22 protein-coding genes are annotated in these 14,992 nt (G+C 41.5%); all 22 read left to right on the plus strand.

Annotated elements, in window-relative coordinates; translation table 11 throughout:
- Window positions 1–8: 8 nt before the first annotated feature.
- The 22 genes from rplN to leuS all read left to right on the plus strand — a co-directional run bounded on the left by rplN (window position 9) and on the right by leuS (window position 14,932).
- Complete coding sequence (rplN, locus tag ACIY14_RS03285) at window positions 9–377, plus strand: 50S ribosomal protein L14 (RefSeq protein WP_000616547.1); 369 nt, start codon at window positions 9–11, stop codon at window positions 375–377.
- 77 nt (window positions 378–454) lie between these two features.
- Complete coding sequence (gene rplX, locus ACIY14_RS03290; RefSeq protein ID WP_000497691.1) at window positions 455–760, plus strand: 50S ribosomal protein L24; 306 nt, start codon at window positions 455–457, stop codon at window positions 758–760.
- A 23-nt stretch (window positions 761–783) separates the two neighbouring features.
- Window positions 784–1,326: a 50S ribosomal protein L5 gene (gene rplE, locus ACIY14_RS03295; protein WP_000013542.1), complete on the plus strand. Its 543-nt coding sequence runs from the start codon at window positions 784–786 to the stop codon at window positions 1,324–1,326.
- Window positions 1,327–1,343: 17 nt separating this feature from the next.
- On the plus strand, window positions 1,344–1,529 hold the full coding sequence (locus ACIY14_RS03300) for a type Z 30S ribosomal protein S14 (protein WP_001085697.1): 186 nt from the start codon (window positions 1,344–1,346) through the stop codon (window positions 1,527–1,529).
- Between the two features lie 213 nt (window positions 1,530–1,742).
- On the plus strand, window positions 1,743–2,141 hold the full coding sequence (rpsH, locus tag ACIY14_RS03305) for a 30S ribosomal protein S8 (protein ID WP_000245504.1): 399 nt from the start codon (window positions 1,743–1,745) through the stop codon (window positions 2,139–2,141).
- Between the two features lie 300 nt (window positions 2,142–2,441).
- Window positions 2,442–2,978, plus strand: a complete 537-nt coding sequence (gene rplF / locus ACIY14_RS03310; protein ID WP_000086642.1) for a 50S ribosomal protein L6 — start codon at window positions 2,442–2,444, stop codon at window positions 2,976–2,978.
- A gap of 83 nt (window positions 2,979–3,061) precedes the next feature.
- Window positions 3,062–3,418, plus strand: coding sequence for a 50S ribosomal protein L18 (rplR, locus tag ACIY14_RS03315; protein WP_000624044.1), 357 nt, complete (start codon window positions 3,062–3,064; stop codon window positions 3,416–3,418).
- Window positions 3,419–3,435: 17 nt separating this feature from the next.
- Complete coding sequence (gene rpsE, locus ACIY14_RS03320) at window positions 3,436–3,930, plus strand: 30S ribosomal protein S5 (protein WP_409001510.1); 495 nt, start codon at window positions 3,436–3,438, stop codon at window positions 3,928–3,930.
- A gap of 13 nt (window positions 3,931–3,943) precedes the next feature.
- Entirely contained in the window at window positions 3,944–4,126 is a 183-nt protein-coding gene (rpmD, locus tag ACIY14_RS03325) for a 50S ribosomal protein L30 (protein WP_000057241.1), read from the plus strand.
- Window positions 4,127–4,269: 143 nt separating this feature from the next.
- Window positions 4,270–4,710: a 50S ribosomal protein L15 gene (gene rplO, locus ACIY14_RS03330; RefSeq protein WP_000766091.1), complete on the plus strand. Its 441-nt coding sequence runs from the start codon at window positions 4,270–4,272 to the stop codon at window positions 4,708–4,710.
- A 12-nt stretch (window positions 4,711–4,722) separates the two neighbouring features.
- Window positions 4,723–6,033 carry a preprotein translocase subunit SecY gene (secY, locus tag ACIY14_RS03335; RefSeq protein WP_409001511.1) on the plus strand — a complete coding sequence of 437 codons (1,311 nt, stop codon included), beginning with the start codon at window positions 4,723–4,725 and terminating at the stop codon, window positions 6,031–6,033.
- 156 nt (window positions 6,034–6,189) lie between these two features.
- Window positions 6,190–6,828, plus strand: coding sequence for an adenylate kinase (locus ACIY14_RS03340; RefSeq protein WP_409001512.1), 639 nt, complete (start codon window positions 6,190–6,192; stop codon window positions 6,826–6,828).
- 116 nt (window positions 6,829–6,944) lie between these two features.
- Window positions 6,945–7,163 (plus strand): translation initiation factor IF-1, encoded by a 219-nt coding sequence (gene infA / locus ACIY14_RS03345; protein ID WP_001029883.1) that lies wholly within the window; start codon window positions 6,945–6,947, stop codon window positions 7,161–7,163.
- 24 nt (window positions 7,164–7,187) lie between these two features.
- Entirely contained in the window at window positions 7,188–7,304 is a 117-nt protein-coding gene (rpmJ, locus tag ACIY14_RS03350; protein WP_001808836.1) for a 50S ribosomal protein L36, read from the plus strand.
- A 17-nt stretch (window positions 7,305–7,321) separates the two neighbouring features.
- On the plus strand, window positions 7,322–7,687 hold the full coding sequence (rpsM, locus tag ACIY14_RS03355) for a 30S ribosomal protein S13 (protein ID WP_000090786.1): 366 nt from the start codon (window positions 7,322–7,324) through the stop codon (window positions 7,685–7,687).
- Between the two features lie 17 nt (window positions 7,688–7,704).
- Window positions 7,705–8,088 (plus strand): 30S ribosomal protein S11, encoded by a 384-nt coding sequence (gene rpsK, locus ACIY14_RS03360; protein ID WP_001118385.1) that lies wholly within the window; start codon window positions 7,705–7,707, stop codon window positions 8,086–8,088.
- 42 nt (window positions 8,089–8,130) lie between these two features.
- A complete protein-coding gene (locus ACIY14_RS03365; RefSeq protein WP_000568983.1) occupies window positions 8,131–9,066 on the plus strand; it encodes a DNA-directed RNA polymerase subunit alpha in 936 nt (311 codons plus the stop codon).
- A gap of 11 nt (window positions 9,067–9,077) precedes the next feature.
- Complete coding sequence (gene rplQ / locus ACIY14_RS03370; protein WP_000331493.1) at window positions 9,078–9,464, plus strand: 50S ribosomal protein L17; 387 nt, start codon at window positions 9,078–9,080, stop codon at window positions 9,462–9,464.
- A 264-nt stretch (window positions 9,465–9,728) separates the two neighbouring features.
- Window positions 9,729–9,995 (plus strand): ACT domain-containing protein, encoded by a 267-nt coding sequence (locus ACIY14_RS03375; RefSeq protein ID WP_409001513.1) that lies wholly within the window; start codon window positions 9,729–9,731, stop codon window positions 9,993–9,995.
- A gap of 9 nt (window positions 9,996–10,004) precedes the next feature.
- Window positions 10,005–11,342 (plus strand): PFL family protein, encoded by a 1,338-nt coding sequence (locus ACIY14_RS03380; protein ID WP_409001514.1) that lies wholly within the window; start codon window positions 10,005–10,007, stop codon window positions 11,340–11,342.
- Window positions 11,343–11,578: 236 nt separating this feature from the next.
- A complete protein-coding gene (locus ACIY14_RS03385) occupies window positions 11,579–12,271 on the plus strand; it encodes a histidine phosphatase family protein (protein WP_409001515.1) in 693 nt (230 codons plus the stop codon).
- Window positions 12,272–12,430: 159 nt separating this feature from the next.
- Window positions 12,431–14,932 (plus strand): leucine--tRNA ligase, encoded by a 2,502-nt coding sequence (leuS, locus tag ACIY14_RS03390; RefSeq protein WP_409001516.1) that lies wholly within the window; start codon window positions 12,431–12,433, stop codon window positions 14,930–14,932.
- The last annotated feature ends 60 nt before the right edge of the window (window positions 14,933–14,992 follow it).

Below are 14,992 nucleotides of genomic sequence, written 5' to 3' on the forward strand. Positions count from 1 at the left end.
AAACTGAAATGATTCAAACAGAAACTCGTTTGAAAGTCGCAGACAACAGCGGTGCACGCGAAATCTTGACTATCAAAGTTCTTGGTGGTTCTAAACGTAAATTTGCGAACATCGGTGATGTTATTGTGGCATCTGTAAAACAAGCTACTCCTGGTGGTGCGGTTAAAAAAGGTGACGTTGTAAAAGCTGTTATCGTTCGTACTAAATCAGGTGCTCGTCGCGCTGATGGTTCATACATCAAGTTTGACGAAAATGCAGCTGTTATCATCCGTGATGACAAAACTCCTCGCGGAACACGTATCTTTGGCCCGGTTGCACGTGAATTACGTGAAGGTGGCTTCATGAAGATCGTGTCACTTGCTCCAGAAGTACTTTAATTTTTAGAAACAAACTAGTCCCCTAGCTTCAAGCTAGGGTGCCCTTGTGGGCGTAAGAAAAATCAAGGAGAAACCTAATGTTTGTAAAAAAAGGCGACAAAGTTCGCGTAATCGCTGGTAAAGATAAGGGAACAGAAGCTGTTGTCCTTACTGCCCTTCCAAAAGTAAACAAAGTTATCGTTGAAGGTGTTAACATCGTTAAGAAACACCAACGTCCAACTAACGAGCTTCCTCAAGGTGGTATCATCGAGAAAGAAGCAGCTATCCACGTATCAAACGTTCAAGTATTGGACAAAAATGGTGTAGCTGGTCGTGTTGGTTACAAATTTGTAGACGGTAAAAAAGTTCGCTACAACAAAAAATCAGGCGAAGTGCTTGATTAATCACGAAGGAAAGGAGAAGTATAATGGCAAATCGTTTAAAAGAAAAATATCTTAATGAAGTAGTTCCTGCTTTGACAGAACAATTTAACTACTCATCAGTGATGGCTGTACCTAAAGTAGATAAGATCGTTTTGAACATGGGTGTTGGTGAAGCTGTATCAAACGCTAAAAGCCTTGAAAAAGCTGCTGAAGAATTGGCACTTATCTCAGGTCAAAAACCACTTATCACTAAAGCTAAAAAATCAATCGCCGGCTTCCGTCTTCGTGAAGGTGTAGCGATCGGTGCAAAAGTTACCCTTCGTGGTGAACGTATGTACGAATTCTTGGATAAATTGGTTTCAGTTTCACTTCCACGTGTGCGTGACTTCCATGGTGTTCCAACAAAATCATTTGATGGACGCGGAAACTACACTCTTGGTGTGAAAGAACAATTGATCTTCCCAGAAATCAACTTTGATGACGTTGACAAAACTCGTGGTCTTGACATCGTTATCGTAACAACTGCTAACACTGACGAAGAGTCACGTGCATTGCTTACAGGCCTTGGAATGCCTTTTGCAAAATAATATAGGAGGTAAATCTAATGGCTAAAAAATCAATGATTGCTAAGAACAAACGTCCAGCGAAGTTCTCTACCCAAGCTTATACTCGTTGTGAAAAATGTGGTCGTCCACATTCAGTTTACCGCAAATTTAAACTTTGCCGTGTTTGCTTCCGTGAACTAGCTTACAAAGGACAAATTCCTGGTGTAACAAAAGCATCTTGGTAATATCATGATACAAAGAGCGTAACAACCACTGCAAAAATAGGGAATTTGGTGAAGGAGCGATGCTCCAAAACAAATTTATCTTTTTTGCACAGGTTGTAGCTTGTGTTCAAATAAGAGTTCTCTCATTTGAATGTATCAATACTATCTGAGCCTAGCTCAATCATTAACTAGCAAGTGCAACTTGCAAACTACTAGTAAGAGGAGAAAAACAAAATGGTTATGACTGACCCAATCGCAGACTTCCTAACTCGTATTCGTAACGCTAACCAAGCGAAACACGAAGTACTTGAAGTACCTGCATCAAACATCAAAAAAGGGATTGCTGAAATCCTTAAACGCGAAGGTTTTGTAAAAAACGTTGAAATCATCGAAGATGACAAACAAGGCATCATCCGTGTATTCCTTAAATATGGACCAAACGGTGAAAAAGTTATCACTAACTTGAAACGTGTTTCTAAACCAGGACTTCGTGTCTACAAAAAACGTGAAGATCTTCCAAAAGTACTTAACGGCCTTGGAATTGCTATCCTTTCAACTTCTGAAGGTTTGCTTACTGATAAAGAAGCACGCCAAAAGAATGTTGGTGGGGAAGTTATCGCTTACGTTTGGTAATTGATGATGTGAGAGCGTTAAAAGAATGCAGTGAAAATACGAAGTTTGTAGCAGGAGCGATGCTCTAAGACAAACTTATATTTTTCACCAAATTCTTAGCTCGAACTCAAATCAGATACAAAGCTCGTAAAGAACAAAGCAAAATTAGGAAGTCGGAGAAGTTTGTTTACAAACAAGCCAACTTATCTATTTTGCACAGTTCTTAGAGCGAGTTCAATTTAGCTATTGAACTCAATGAGTATCTTTAACCCCGTGAAAACTGGCCATTTAGGCCTGACAATTTAACAGGAGAAAATAAACATGTCACGTATTGGTAATAAAGTTATCGTGTTGCCTGCTGGTGTTGAAGTCACTAACAATGACAACGTAGTAACTGTAAAAGGACCTAAAGGAGAACTTACTCGTAAGTTCTCAAAAGATATTGAAATTCGCGTGGAAGGTACTGAAGTAACTCTTCACCGTCCAAACGATTCAAAAGAAATGAAAACTATCCACGGAACTACTCGTGCCCTTTTGAACAACATGGTAATTGGTGTATCAGAAGGATTTAAGAAAGAACTTGAAATGCGTGGGGTTGGTTACCGTGCACAACTTCAAGGATCAAAACTTGTTTTGGCTGTTGGTAAATCTCATCCAGATGAAGTTGAAGCTCCAGAAGGGATTACTTTTGAACTTCCAAACCCAACAACAATCGTTGTTAGCGGAATTTCAAAAGAAGTGGTTGGTCAAACAGCTGCTTACGTACGTAGCCTTCGTTCACCAGAACCTTACAAAGGTAAAGGTATTCGTTACGTTGGAGAGTACGTTCGTCTTAAAGAAGGTAAAACAGGTAAATAATGTTGAGTGGTTGATTTTCAACCACCAACCTATTTTCCAACTTTGTGCATAGCACGCGATTTAAAACTAAAGAGGTGAAAACTGTGATTTCTAAACCAGATAAAAACAAACTCCGTCAAAAACGCCACCGTCGCGTTCGCGGAAAACTCTCTGGAACTGCTGATCGCCCACGTTTGAACGTATTCCGTTCTAATACAGGCATCTACGCTCAAGTGATTGATGACGTAGCGGGTGTAACGCTCGCAAGTGCTTCAACTCTTGACAAAGAAGTTTCAAAAGGAACTAAAACTGAACAAGCCGTTGCTGTCGGTAAACTCGTTGCAGAACGTGCAAACGCTAAAGGTATTTCAGAAGTGGTGTTCGACCGCGGTGGATATCTATATCACGGACGTGTGAAAGCTTTGGCTGATGCAGCTCGTGAAAACGGATTGAAATTCTAATAGGAGGACACTAGAAAATGGCATTTAAAGACAATGCAGTTGAATTAGAAGAACGCGTAGTTGCTGTCAACCGTGTTACAAAAGTTGTTAAAGGTGGACGTCGTCTTCGTTTCGCAGCTCTTGTTGTTGTCGGTGACCACAACGGTCGTGTAGGATTTGGTACTGGTAAGGCTCAAGAAGTTCCAGAAGCAATCCGCAAAGCAGTAGAAGATGCTAAGAAAAACTTGATTGAAGTTCCTATGGTTGGAACAACAATCCCACACGAAGTTCTTTCAGAATTCGGTGGAGCTAAAGTATTGTTGAAACCTGCTGTAGAAGGTTCTGGAGTTGCCGCTGGTGGTGCGGTTCGTGCCGTTGTGGAATTGGCAGGTGTGGCAGATATTACATCTAAATCACTTGGTTCTAACACTCCAATCAACATTGTTCGCGCAACTGTTGAAGGTTTGAAACAATTGAAACGCACTGAAGAAGTTGCTGCCCTTCGTGGTATTTCAGTTTCTGATTTGGCATAAGAAAGGGGATAAAATGGCTCAAATTAAAATTACTTTGACTAAGTCTCCAATCGGACGCATTCCATCACAACGTAAAACTGTTGTAGCACTTGGACTTGGCAAATTGAACAGCTCTGTTATCAAAGAAGACAACGCTGCTATCCGTGGTATGATCACTGCAGTATCTCACTTGGTAACAGTTGAAGAAGTAAACTAATGATTTTTAGGGGATGTGCAGTATACCATCCCCTAAAACTGGATATAGTCATCTATGATGACATCGTATAGGCGAGTTGATAAGGGAGACAACCTTTTCTCCCTTATCGGCGCTAGCATTTTACAAAAGAGGAGAAAATAAAAATGAAACTTCATGAATTGAAACCTGCAGAAGGTTCTCGTAAAGTACGTAACCGTGTTGGTCGTGGTACTTCATCAGGTAACGGTAAAACATCTGGTCGCGGTCAAAAAGGTCAAAAAGCTCGTAGCGGTGGCGGAGTTCGCCTTGGTTTTGAAGGTGGACAAACTCCATTGTTCCGTCGTCTTCCAAAACGTGGATTCACTAACATCAACGCTAAAGAATACGCAATTGTAAACCTTGACCAATTGAACGTCTTTGAAGATGGTGCTGAAGTGACTCCAGTTGTGCTTATCGAATCAGGAATTGTGAAAGCTGAAAAATCAGGTGTTAAAATTCTTGGTAACGGTGAATTGACTAAGAAATTGACTGTTAAAGCAGCTAAATTCTCTAAATCAGCTGAGGAAGCTATCACTGCTAAAGGTGGTTCTGTAGAAGTCATCTAAGAGAGGTGACCCATGTTTTTTAAATTATTAAAAGAAGCTCTCAAGGTTAAACAAGTTCGATCAAAAATTCTCTTTACAATTTTTATCATTCTTGTTTTCCGTATTGGGACAAGTATTACTGTTCCAGGGGTAAATGCAAAAAGTTTAGAAGCTCTCAGTGGTTTATCTTTCTTAAACATGCTTAGTCTTGTTTCAGGGAATGCCATGAAGAACTTCTCTGTTTTTGCACTCGGACTAAGTCCGTATATCACTGCTTCTATCGTTGTTCAATTGCTACAAATGGATATTTTACCGAAGTTTGTAGAATGGGGCAAACAAGGGGAAGTGGGACGGAGAAAACTAAATCAGGCTACTCGTTACATTGCACTTGTGCTTGCATTTGTTCAATCTATTGGGATTACAGCAGGGTTTAATACTCTATCTGGAGCGAAATTATTAACGACAGATTTAACTCCGCAAGTCTTTGTTACCATTGGGATCATCTTAACAGCAGGTAGTATGATTGTAACTTGGCTTGGGGAACAAATTACAGATAAAGGATATGGAAACGGTGTTTCTATGATCATCTTTGCAGGTATTGTCGCTTCAATTCCTGAGATGATCAAGGGGATCTATGTTGACTACTTTGTCAATATCCCAAGTAGCCGATTGACTTCATCTATTATCTTTGTTGTTATTTTGATTATCGCTGTCTTGTTGATTGTTTACTTTACAACATATGTTCAACAGGCAGAATATAAAATCCCAATCCAATATACAAAGGTTGCTCAAGGAGCTCCATCAAGCTCATACCTTCCTTTGAAGGTAAATCCAGCGGGGGTTATCCCAGTTATCTTTGCAAGTTCCATTACAGCAGCACCTGCAGCCATCCTTCAATTTTTGAGTGCTACAGGTCATGATTGGGCTTGGGTACGTACAGCACAGGAAATGTTATCTACAACATCTCCAACAGGTGTTGCCATGTATGCCTTGTTAATCATTCTCTTTACATTCTTCTATACGTTTGTACAGATCAATCCAGAGAAAGCAGCAGAAAACTTGCAAAAGAGTGGAGCCTACATTCATGGAGTCCGTCCTGGTAAAGGGACAGAAGAATATATGTCGAAACTTCTTCGTCGTCTTGCTACTGTCGGCTCTCTCTTCTTAGGTGTTATTTCTATCTTACCTATCGTAGCTAAAGATGTATTTGGCCTTTCAGAAGTTGTTGCTTTTGGGGGAACAAGTCTACTAATCATTATCTCGACAGGTATTGAAGGAATTAAACAATTGGAAGGGTATCTATTGAAACGTAAGTATGTTGGTTTCTTGGATACAACAGAATAGTTGTAATAGGAAATAAAATTGACTATTGCTCAGAGAGTGGAGTGTAAAAATCGAAGACTTTGTCAGATTTTTATCTCCTCTCTTCTATTTTGTTTTTAAATAGGGGTTGAAATAGATTTCTGCTTCTATTTAAATACAAAATAAGGAGATCCTATCATGAATCTTTTGATTATGGGCTTACCTGGAGCAGGTAAGGGAACGCAAGCAGCTAAAATTGTGGAGAAATTCCATGTTGCACATATCTCAACAGGCGATATGTTCCGTGCTGCAATGGCTAATCAAACTGAAATGGGTGTACTCGCAAAGTCATACATTGACAAAGGTGAGTTGGTCCCAGACGAAGTTACAAATGGTATTGTTAAAGAACGTCTTTCACAGGACGATATCAAAGAAACAGGTTTCTTGTTAGATGGTTACCCACGTACGATTGAACAAGCTCATGCCTTGGATGAAACATTGGCTGAACTGGGTATTGAACTTGAAGGAGTAATCAACATCGAAGTGAATCCAGACTGTCTCTTGGAACGCTTGAGTGGCCGTATCATTCACCGCAAAACAGGTGAAACTTTCCACAAAGTTTTCAATCCACCAGTTGACTACAAAGAAGAGGATTACTACCAACGTGAAGATGATAAACCTGAGACAGTTAAACGTCGTTTGGATGTGAATATTGCACAAGGTGAACCAATCATTGCTCACTATCGTGCTAAAGGTTTAGTTCATGATATCAAAGGAAATCAAGATATCAATGATGTGTTCAAAGACATCGAAAAAGTATTGACAAATTTGAAATAAAGCGTTTTTCGTACTTGCAAAAAATCGCGACAAATGTTATACTGAGATAGTCTGACTTATAATTGTTGCCTCTGTGTCTTGAGGCATCGAATCGAAATTTATGGAGGTGCTTTTGCGTGGCAAAAGACGATGTGATTGAAGTTGAAGGCAAAGTAGTCGATACAATGCCGAACGCAATGTTTACGGTTGAACTTGAAAATGGACATCAGATTTTAGCAACAGTTTCTGGTAAAATTCGTAAAAACTATATTCGTATTTTAGCGGGAGATCGTGTTACTGTCGAGATGAGTCCATATGACTTGACACGTGGACGTATCACTTACCGCTTTAAATAATCGAAAAACTTGGAGGGATAAGAAATGAAAGTAAGACCATCGGTCAAACCAATTTGCGAATACTGTAAAGTAATTCGTCGTAATGGTCGTGTTATGGTAATTTGCCCAGCAAATCCAAAACACAAACAACGTCAAGGATAAGATAGAAAGGAGAAAATATGGCTCGTATTGCTGGAGTTGACATTCCAAATGACAAACGCGTAGTAATCTCATTGACTTACGTTTATGGTATCGGACTTTCAACATCTAAGAAAATTTTGGCTGCTGCTGGAATCTCAGAAGATGTTCGTGTACGTGACCTTACATCAGATCAAGAAGATGCTATCCGTCGTGAAGTGGATGCAATCAAAGTTGAAGGTGACCTTCGTCGTGAAGTAAACTTGAACATTAAACGTTTGATGGAAATCGGTTCATACCGTGGTATTCGTCACCGTCGTGGACTTCCTGTCCGTGGACAAAACACTAAAAACAACGCTCGCACTCGTAAAGGTAAAGCTGTTGCGATTGCTGGTAAGAAAAAATAATATAGGAGGTAAAAGTCTTGGCTAAACCAACACGTAAACGTCGTGTGAAAAAGAATATCGAATCTGGTATTGCTCATATTCACGCTACATTTAATAACACTATTGTTATGATTACTGATGTGCATGGTAATGCAATTGCTTGGTCATCAGCTGGTGCTCTTGGTTTCAAAGGTTCTCGTAAATCTACACCATTCGCTGCTCAAATGGCTTCTGAAGCTGCTGCTAAATCTGCACAAGAACACGGTCTTAAATCAGTTGAAGTTACTGTAAAAGGTCCAGGTTCTGGTCGTGAGTCAGCTATTCGTGCGCTTGCTGCCGCTGGTCTTGAAGTAACAGCAATTCGTGATGTGACTCCAGTGCCACACAATGGTGCTCGTCCTCCAAAACGTCGCCGTGTATAATCATCGCATTACACTGCTTTTCGTTTAAGAGGGAGTAACTAAATGATTGAGTTTGAAAAACCAAATATAACAAAAATTGATGAAAATAAAGATTATGGCAAGTTTGTAATCGAACCACTTGAACGTGGCTACGGTACAACTCTTGGTAACTCTCTTCGTCGTGTACTACTAGCTTCTCTACCAGGAGCAGCTGTGACATCTATCAACATTGATGGTGTGTTACATGAGTTTGACACAGTTCCAGGTGTTCGTGAAGACGTGATGCAAATCATTCTGAACATTAAAGGAATTGCAGTGAAATCATACGTTGAAGACGAAAAAATCATTGAGCTTGACGTTGAAGGTCCTGCTGAAATTACAGCTGGAGATATTTTGACTGACAGTGATATTGAGATTGTAAATCCAGATCATTATCTCTTTACAATCGGTGAAGGTTCTTCTCTGAAGGCGACAATGACTGTTAACAGTGGTCGTGGATATGTACCTGCTGATGAAAACAAAAAAGATAATGCACCAGTTGGAACACTTGCTGTAGATTCTATTTATACACCAGTTACAAAAGTCAACTATCAAGTTGAACCTGCTCGTGTAGGTAGTAACGATGGTTTTGACAAATTAACCCTTGAAATCTTGACAAATGGAACAATTATTCCAGAAGATGCTTTAGGGCTTTCAGCACGTATCTTGACAGAACATCTTGATTTGTTTACAAATCTTACAGAGATTGCTAAATCTGCAGAAGTGATGAAAGAAGCTGATACTGAATCTGACGATCGTATTTTGGATCGGACGATTGAGGAACTGGACTTGTCTGTGCGTTCATACAACTGTTTGAAACGTGCCGGTATCAATACTGTGCATGATTTGACAGAAAAATCTGAAGCAGAGATGATGAAAGTACGAAATCTTGGACGCAAGAGTTTGGAAGAAGTGAAACTCAAACTCATTGACTTGGGTCTTGGATTAAAAGATAAATAAAGGAGGAATACATGGCTTACCGTAAACTAGGACGCACTAGCTCACAACGTAAAGCAATGCTTCGCGATTTGACAACTGACCTTTTGATCAACGAATCAATCGTGACAACTGAAGCTCGTGCTAAAGAAATCCGTAAAACTGTTGAAAAAATGATTACTCTAGGTAAACGTGGTGATTTGCATGCACGTCGTCAAGCAGCTGCTTTCGTACGTAATGAAATCGCATCTGAAAACTATGATGAAGCAACTGATAAGTACACTTCTACTACAGCTCTTCAAAAATTGTTCTCAGAAATCGCACCTCGTTATGCTGAACGTAACGGTGGATACACTCGTATCCTTAAAACTGAACCACGTCGTGGTGATGCTGCGCCAATGGCGATCATCGAATTAGTATAAAATCATCAATTTTGTTGAGTGTTATGATGATGGAGTCTTGTGCTCTTAGTCTAGCTCTGGTCTACCGCTGGGACTTCAGTCCTAGCGGGAACACTCATCATCATTTGATAGGGTAGACGCTTGTTTACGAAATTGTTTTTTTGTTTAAGAACAACTTCGTAAGCAGGCGTTTTTTAGTATTTTCTATGGAAATATGCTATACTAGGAAAAAAGAAAATCAAAAACGTTCAGGTTTTCTAAAAATTGTAGAAATGGGGTATAAGGATGAAGGCTATTATTACAGTGGTTGGCAAGGACAAGGCTGGTATTGTTGCAGGCGTGTCTACTAAGATTGCAGAATTGGATTTGAATATTGATGATATTTCTCAAACAGTACTGGATGAGTATTTTACAATGATGGCAGTTGTATCTAGTGATAAAAAGCAGGATTTCACCACTCTGCGAAATGAGTTTGAAACTTTCGGCCAGACCTTGAATGTGAAAATCAATATTCAAAGTGCGGCAATTTTTGACGCCATGTACAATATCTAGGAGGTGGCTATGGATATTAGACAAGTTACGGAAACCATTGCCATGATCGAAGAGCAGAACTTCGATATCAGAACCATCACCATGGGGATTTCCCTTTTGGACTGTATTGATCCAGATATTGAACGTGCTGCTGAAAAGATTTACCAAAAAATCACAACTAAAGCTGCAAATCTAGTGGCTGTAGGAGACGAAATTGCTGCAGAACTTGGGATTCCTATTGTCAATAAACGGGTATCGGTGACTCCAATTTCCTTGATTGGAGCAGCGACAGATGCGACGGACTATGTCGTTTTGGCAAAGGCACTTGATAAGGCTGCCAAGGAGATTGGTGTTGACTTTATCGGAGGTTTTTCGGCCTTGGTACAAAAAGGCTACCAAAAAGGAGATGAGATTCTCATCAATTCGATCCCCCGTGCTCTTGCTGAGACAGACAAGGTTTGTTCATCCGTCAACATTGGTTCAACCAAGTCAGGTATCAACATGACTGCAGTTGCAGATATGGGACGTATCATCAAGGAAACAGCTGAGCTATCAGATATGGGTGCAGCCAAGTTGGTCGTATTTGCTAACGCTGTTGAGGACAATCCTTTTATGGCAGGGGCCTTCCATGGTGTCGGTGAAGCAGATGTCATCATCAATGTTGGAGTCTCAGGTCCTGGTGTCGTTAAACGTGCCTTGGAGAAAGTTCGTGGCCAGAGTTTTGATGTAGTAGCTGAGACAGTCAAGAAAACAGCCTTTAAGATTACTCGTATAGGTCAGCTAGTCGGTCAAATGGCGAGTGAACGCCTTGGGGTCGACTTTGGGATCGTGGACCTAAGTTTGGCTCCGACTCCTGCGGTTGGAGACTCAGTGGCTCGTGTTCTTGAAGAGATGGGGCTAGAAACAGTGGGAACGCATGGGACAACTGCTGCACTCGCTCTTTTGAATGACCAAGTTAAGAAGGGCGGGGTCATGGCTTGTAATCAGGTCGGTGGCTTATCAGGTGCTTTTATCCCTGTTTCTGAAGATGAGGGGATGATTGCTGCGGTGCAAAATGGCTCTCTGAATTTGGAGAAACTGGAGGCCATGACGGCTATCTGTTCTGTTGGGCTGGATATGATTGCTATTCCGGAAGATACGCCTGCTGAAACCATTGCGGCTATGATTGCGGATGAGGCGGCAATCGGTGTCATTAACATGAAAACAACGGCCGTCCGTATTATTCCAAAGGGCAAAGAAGGCGATATGATTGAGTTCGGTGGTTTGCTAGGGACGGCTCCAGTTATGAAGGTAAATGGGGCTTCGTCTGTCGATTTCATCTCTCGTGGAGGTCAAATCCCTGCTCCAATCCATAGTTTTAAAAATTAATAAAAAAGAGAGAGGTTTTAAGTTGAGTTTAAGGATGACTGTGTATACTATAATCATTAAATAAAGACCTCCTAACTTTATTTAATAGAAATCCTAAACTTTTTCATAATAATCTCCTAGGGAAGCTACCATGAGGGTAGCTTTTCTTGTGGTAAAATTAGGAGAAGGAGCTTTGCTTTTGAAAGCCAAATATTTCTTTGATCCATGATATAATAGAAGAAAATGGAGGATAGAAAATGTCTAAAGTAAGATTGTACTTGGTCCGTCATGGAAAAACCATGTTTAACACGATTGGACGGGCTCAAGGATGGAGTGATACGCCTCTAACTGCAGAAGGTGAGTTAGGAATTCATGAGTTGGGTATTGGCTTGAGAGAGTCTGGTTTGCAGTTTGACCGTGCTTATTCCAGTGATTCAGGGCGTACGATTCAAACAATGGGAATTATCCTAGAAGAACTTGACCTGCAGGGAAAAATCCCTTACCGCATGGATAAGCGAATCCGTGAGTGGTGCTTTGGTAGTTTTGATGGAGCCTATGATGGAGACCTCTTTATGGGGGTCATTCCTCGTGTTTTCAAGGTGGATCATGTTCATCAGTTATCCTATGCAGAGCTAGCTGAAGGCTTGGTAGAAGTTGATACTGCTGGTTGGGCTGAAGGCTGGGAAAAACTCAGTGCTCGTATCAGAGATGGCTTCGAGTCTATTGCCAAAGAAATGGAAGAGCAAGGTGGTGGGAACGCCCTTGTTGTCAGCCATGGGATGACCATTGGAACCATTGTTTATCTGATTAATGGCATGCATCCACACGGCTTAGACAACGGTAGTGTGACCATCCTTGAATATGAAGATGGCCAGTTTACTGTTGAAATCGTCGGTGACCGTAGTTACCGTGAACTAGGACGTGAGAAGATGGAAGAAATAAAAAATTGATAGAAGTTAGCTCCGATTAGGAGCTAATTTTTTTCCTGTTAAATAAGGTGGATTTGCGACTCAGTATTTCTTGTTATCCAAGTCTAAAAGAACATTTCTCGTCTTTCAAATTCCCCTAAAAATGGTATAATAGTAACATCATAAAATTGGAGAGAGACCATGAGTTTTTACAATCATAAAGAAATTGAGCCTAAGTGGCAGGGCTACTGGGCGAAACATCATACATTTAAGACAGGAACAGATGCATCAAAACCGAAGTTTTATGCTCTCGATATGTTCCCATATCCTTCAGGAGCTGGATTGCACGTAGGACACCCAGAAGGTTATACTGCAACTGATATCCTCAGCCGTTACAAACGTGCGCAAGGATACAACGTCCTTCACCCAATGGGATGGGATGCCTTTGGTTTGCCTGCAGAGCAATACGCTATGGATACGGGGAATGACCCAGCAGAATTTACAGCAGAAAACATTGCTAACTTTAAACGTCAAATCAATGCGCTTGGATTCTCTTACGACTGGGATCGTGAAGTCAACACAACAGATCCAAACTACTACAAATGGACTCAATGGATCTTCACCAAGCTTTACGAAAAAGGTTTGGCCTATGAAGCGGAAGTACCGGTAAACTGGGTTGAGGAACTAGGAACAGCCATTGCCAATGAAGAAGTGCTTCCTGATGGAACTTCTGAGCGTGGTGGCTATCCCGTTGTCCGCAAACCAATGCGCCAATGGATGCTTAAAATCACGGCCTATGCAGAGCGCTTGCTGACTGACTTGGATGAGTTGGATTGGCCAGAGTCTATCAAGGAAATGCAACGTAACTGGATTGGGAAATCAACTGGTGCTAATGTCACTTTTAAAGTGAAAGGGACTGACAAGGAATTTACCGTCTTTACTACTCGTCCTGATACGCTTTTCGGTGCGACCTTCACAGTCTTGGCTCCTGAGCATGACTTGGTAGATGCCATCACAACAGCTGAACAAGCTGAGGCTGTAGCGGACTACAAACACCAAGCTAGTCTCAAGTCTGACTTGGCTCGTACAGACCTTGCCAAGGAAAAAACAGGGGTTTGGACTGGCGCTTATGCTATCAACCCTGTCAACGGTAAAGAAATCCCAATCTGGATTGCCGACTACGTTCTCGCTAGCTACGGAACAGGTGCTGTTATGGCCGTCCCTGCCCACGATGAACGTGACTGGGAATTTGCCAAACAATTTGGCCTTCCAATCGTAGAAGTACTGGAAGGTGGAAACGTAGCAGAAGCAGCTTACACAGAAGATGGCCTTCACGTCAACTCTGACTTCTTAGATGGTCTCAACAAAGAAGAAGCGATTGCTAAAATTGTAGCTTGGTTAGAAGAAAAAGGCTGTGGTCAAGAGAAGGTGACTTACCGTCTCCGCGACTGGCTCTTTAGCCGTCAACGTTACTGGGGTGAGCCAATTCCAATCATCCATTGGGAAGATGGGACTTCAACAGCTGTTCCTGAAAATGAACTCCCTCTTGTCTTGCCAGTCACCAAGGACATCCGCCCTTCAGGTACTGGTGAAAGCCCATTGGCTAACTTGACAGACTGGCTGGAAGTGACTCGTGAAGATGGCGTCAAAGGTCGTCGTGAGACCAACACCATGCCACAATGGGCTGGCTCAAGCTGGTACTACCTCCGCTATATTGATCCACATAACACTGAGAAATTGGCTGATGAGGAGCTCCTCAAACAATGGTTGCCAGTGGATATCTACGTGGGTGGGGCAGAGCATGCTGTACTTCACTTGCTTTACGCTCGTTTCTGGCATAAATTCCTCTATGATCTTGGTGTTGTTCCAACTAAAGAGCCATTCCAAAAACTCTTTAACCAAGGAATGATCTTAGGAACAAGCTACCGTGACCATCGTGGGGCTCTTGTGGCAACTGATAAGGTTGAAAAACGTGATGGCTCCTTCTTCCATGTGGAAACAGGAGAAGAGTTGGAGCAAGCGCCAGCCAAGATGTCTAAATCCCTCAAGAACGTGGTTAACCCAGATGATGTGGTGGAACAATACGGTGCTGATACTCTTCGTGTCTATGAAATGTTCATGGGGCCACTCGATGCTTCGATTGCTTGGTCGGAAGAAGGTCTGGAAGGAAGCCGTAAATTCCTTGACCGTGTTTACCGTTTGATTACAAGCAAAGAAATCGTTGCGGAAAACAATGGCGCTCTTGACAAGGTTTATAATGAAACCGTTAAAGCTGTTACTGAGCAAATCGAGTCGATGAAGTTCAACACAGACATTGCCCAACTCATGGTCTTTGTCAACGCGGCTAACAAGGAAGACAAACTCTATGTGGATTATGCCAAAGGATTTATCCAATTGCTTGCCCCAGTTGCGCCACACTTGGCAGAAGAGCTCTGGCAAACAGTCGCAGCAACAGGTGAGTCCATCTCTTACGTAACTTGGCCAACTTGGGACGAAAGCAAATTGGTTGAAGACGAAATTGAAATCGTCGTCCAAATCAAAGGAAAAGTCCGTGCCAAACTCATGGTTGCTAAAGATCTATCACGCGAAGAATTGCAAGAAATTGCTCTGGCTGACGAAAAAGTCAAAGCAGAAATTGACGGTAAGGAAATCGTGAAGGTGATTGCGGTACCTAACAAACTCGTTAATATCGTTTTGAAATAAGATAGGAATCCTTCAGAGTAGAATCTGGGGGATTTTTATTTGACAGGAAGTTTCTTTTTT

This window comes from Streptococcus sp. ST16 (genome assembly GCF_046098135.1).
Classification (GTDB): Bacteria; Bacillota; Bacilli; order Lactobacillales; family Streptococcaceae; genus Streptococcus.

What these genes read in the sequence shown, in the direction of transcription:
- rpsE (WP_409001510.1), top strand. Translation starts at nt 3,436, where the DNA reads ATGGCATTTAAAGACAATGCAGTTGAATTAGAAGAACGCGTAGTTGCT.
- secY (WP_409001511.1), top strand. Translation starts at nt 4,723, where the DNA reads ATGTTTTTTAAATTATTAAAAGAAGCTCTCAAGGTTAAACAAGTTCGA.
- ACIY14_RS03385 (WP_409001515.1), top strand. Translation starts at nt 11,579, where the DNA reads ATGTCTAAAGTAAGATTGTACTTGGTCCGTCATGGAAAAACCATGTTT.
- rpsM (WP_000090786.1), top strand. Translation starts at nt 7,322, where the DNA reads ATGGCTCGTATTGCTGGAGTTGACATTCCAAATGACAAACGCGTAGTA.
- leuS (WP_409001516.1), top strand. Translation starts at nt 12,431, where the DNA reads ATGAGTTTTTACAATCATAAAGAAATTGAGCCTAAGTGGCAGGGCTAC.
- ACIY14_RS03300 (WP_001085697.1), top strand. Translation starts at nt 1,344, where the DNA reads ATGGCTAAAAAATCAATGATTGCTAAGAACAAACGTCCAGCGAAGTTC.
- rpmJ (WP_001808836.1), top strand. Translation starts at nt 7,188, where the DNA reads ATGAAAGTAAGACCATCGGTCAAACCAATTTGCGAATACTGTAAAGTA.
- ACIY14_RS03380 (WP_409001514.1), top strand. Translation starts at nt 10,005, where the DNA reads ATGGATATTAGACAAGTTACGGAAACCATTGCCATGATCGAAGAGCAG.
- ACIY14_RS03340 (WP_409001512.1), top strand. Translation starts at nt 6,190, where the DNA reads ATGAATCTTTTGATTATGGGCTTACCTGGAGCAGGTAAGGGAACGCAA.
- rplE (WP_000013542.1), top strand. Translation starts at nt 784, where the DNA reads ATGGCAAATCGTTTAAAAGAAAAATATCTTAATGAAGTAGTTCCTGCT.
- ACIY14_RS03375 (WP_409001513.1), top strand. Translation starts at nt 9,729, where the DNA reads ATGAAGGCTATTATTACAGTGGTTGGCAAGGACAAGGCTGGTATTGTT.
- rplN (WP_000616547.1), top strand. Translation starts at nt 9, where the DNA reads ATGATTCAAACAGAAACTCGTTTGAAAGTCGCAGACAACAGCGGTGCA.
- rplO (WP_000766091.1), top strand. Translation starts at nt 4,270, where the DNA reads ATGAAACTTCATGAATTGAAACCTGCAGAAGGTTCTCGTAAAGTACGT.
- rplQ (WP_000331493.1), top strand. Translation starts at nt 9,078, where the DNA reads ATGGCTTACCGTAAACTAGGACGCACTAGCTCACAACGTAAAGCAATG.
- rplF (WP_000086642.1), top strand. Translation starts at nt 2,442, where the DNA reads ATGTCACGTATTGGTAATAAAGTTATCGTGTTGCCTGCTGGTGTTGAA.
- rpmD (WP_000057241.1), top strand. Translation starts at nt 3,944, where the DNA reads ATGGCTCAAATTAAAATTACTTTGACTAAGTCTCCAATCGGACGCATT.
- rplX (WP_000497691.1), top strand. Translation starts at nt 455, where the DNA reads ATGTTTGTAAAAAAAGGCGACAAAGTTCGCGTAATCGCTGGTAAAGAT.
- ACIY14_RS03365 (WP_000568983.1), top strand. Translation starts at nt 8,131, where the DNA reads ATGATTGAGTTTGAAAAACCAAATATAACAAAAATTGATGAAAATAAA.
- rpsH (WP_000245504.1), top strand. Translation starts at nt 1,743, where the DNA reads ATGGTTATGACTGACCCAATCGCAGACTTCCTAACTCGTATTCGTAAC.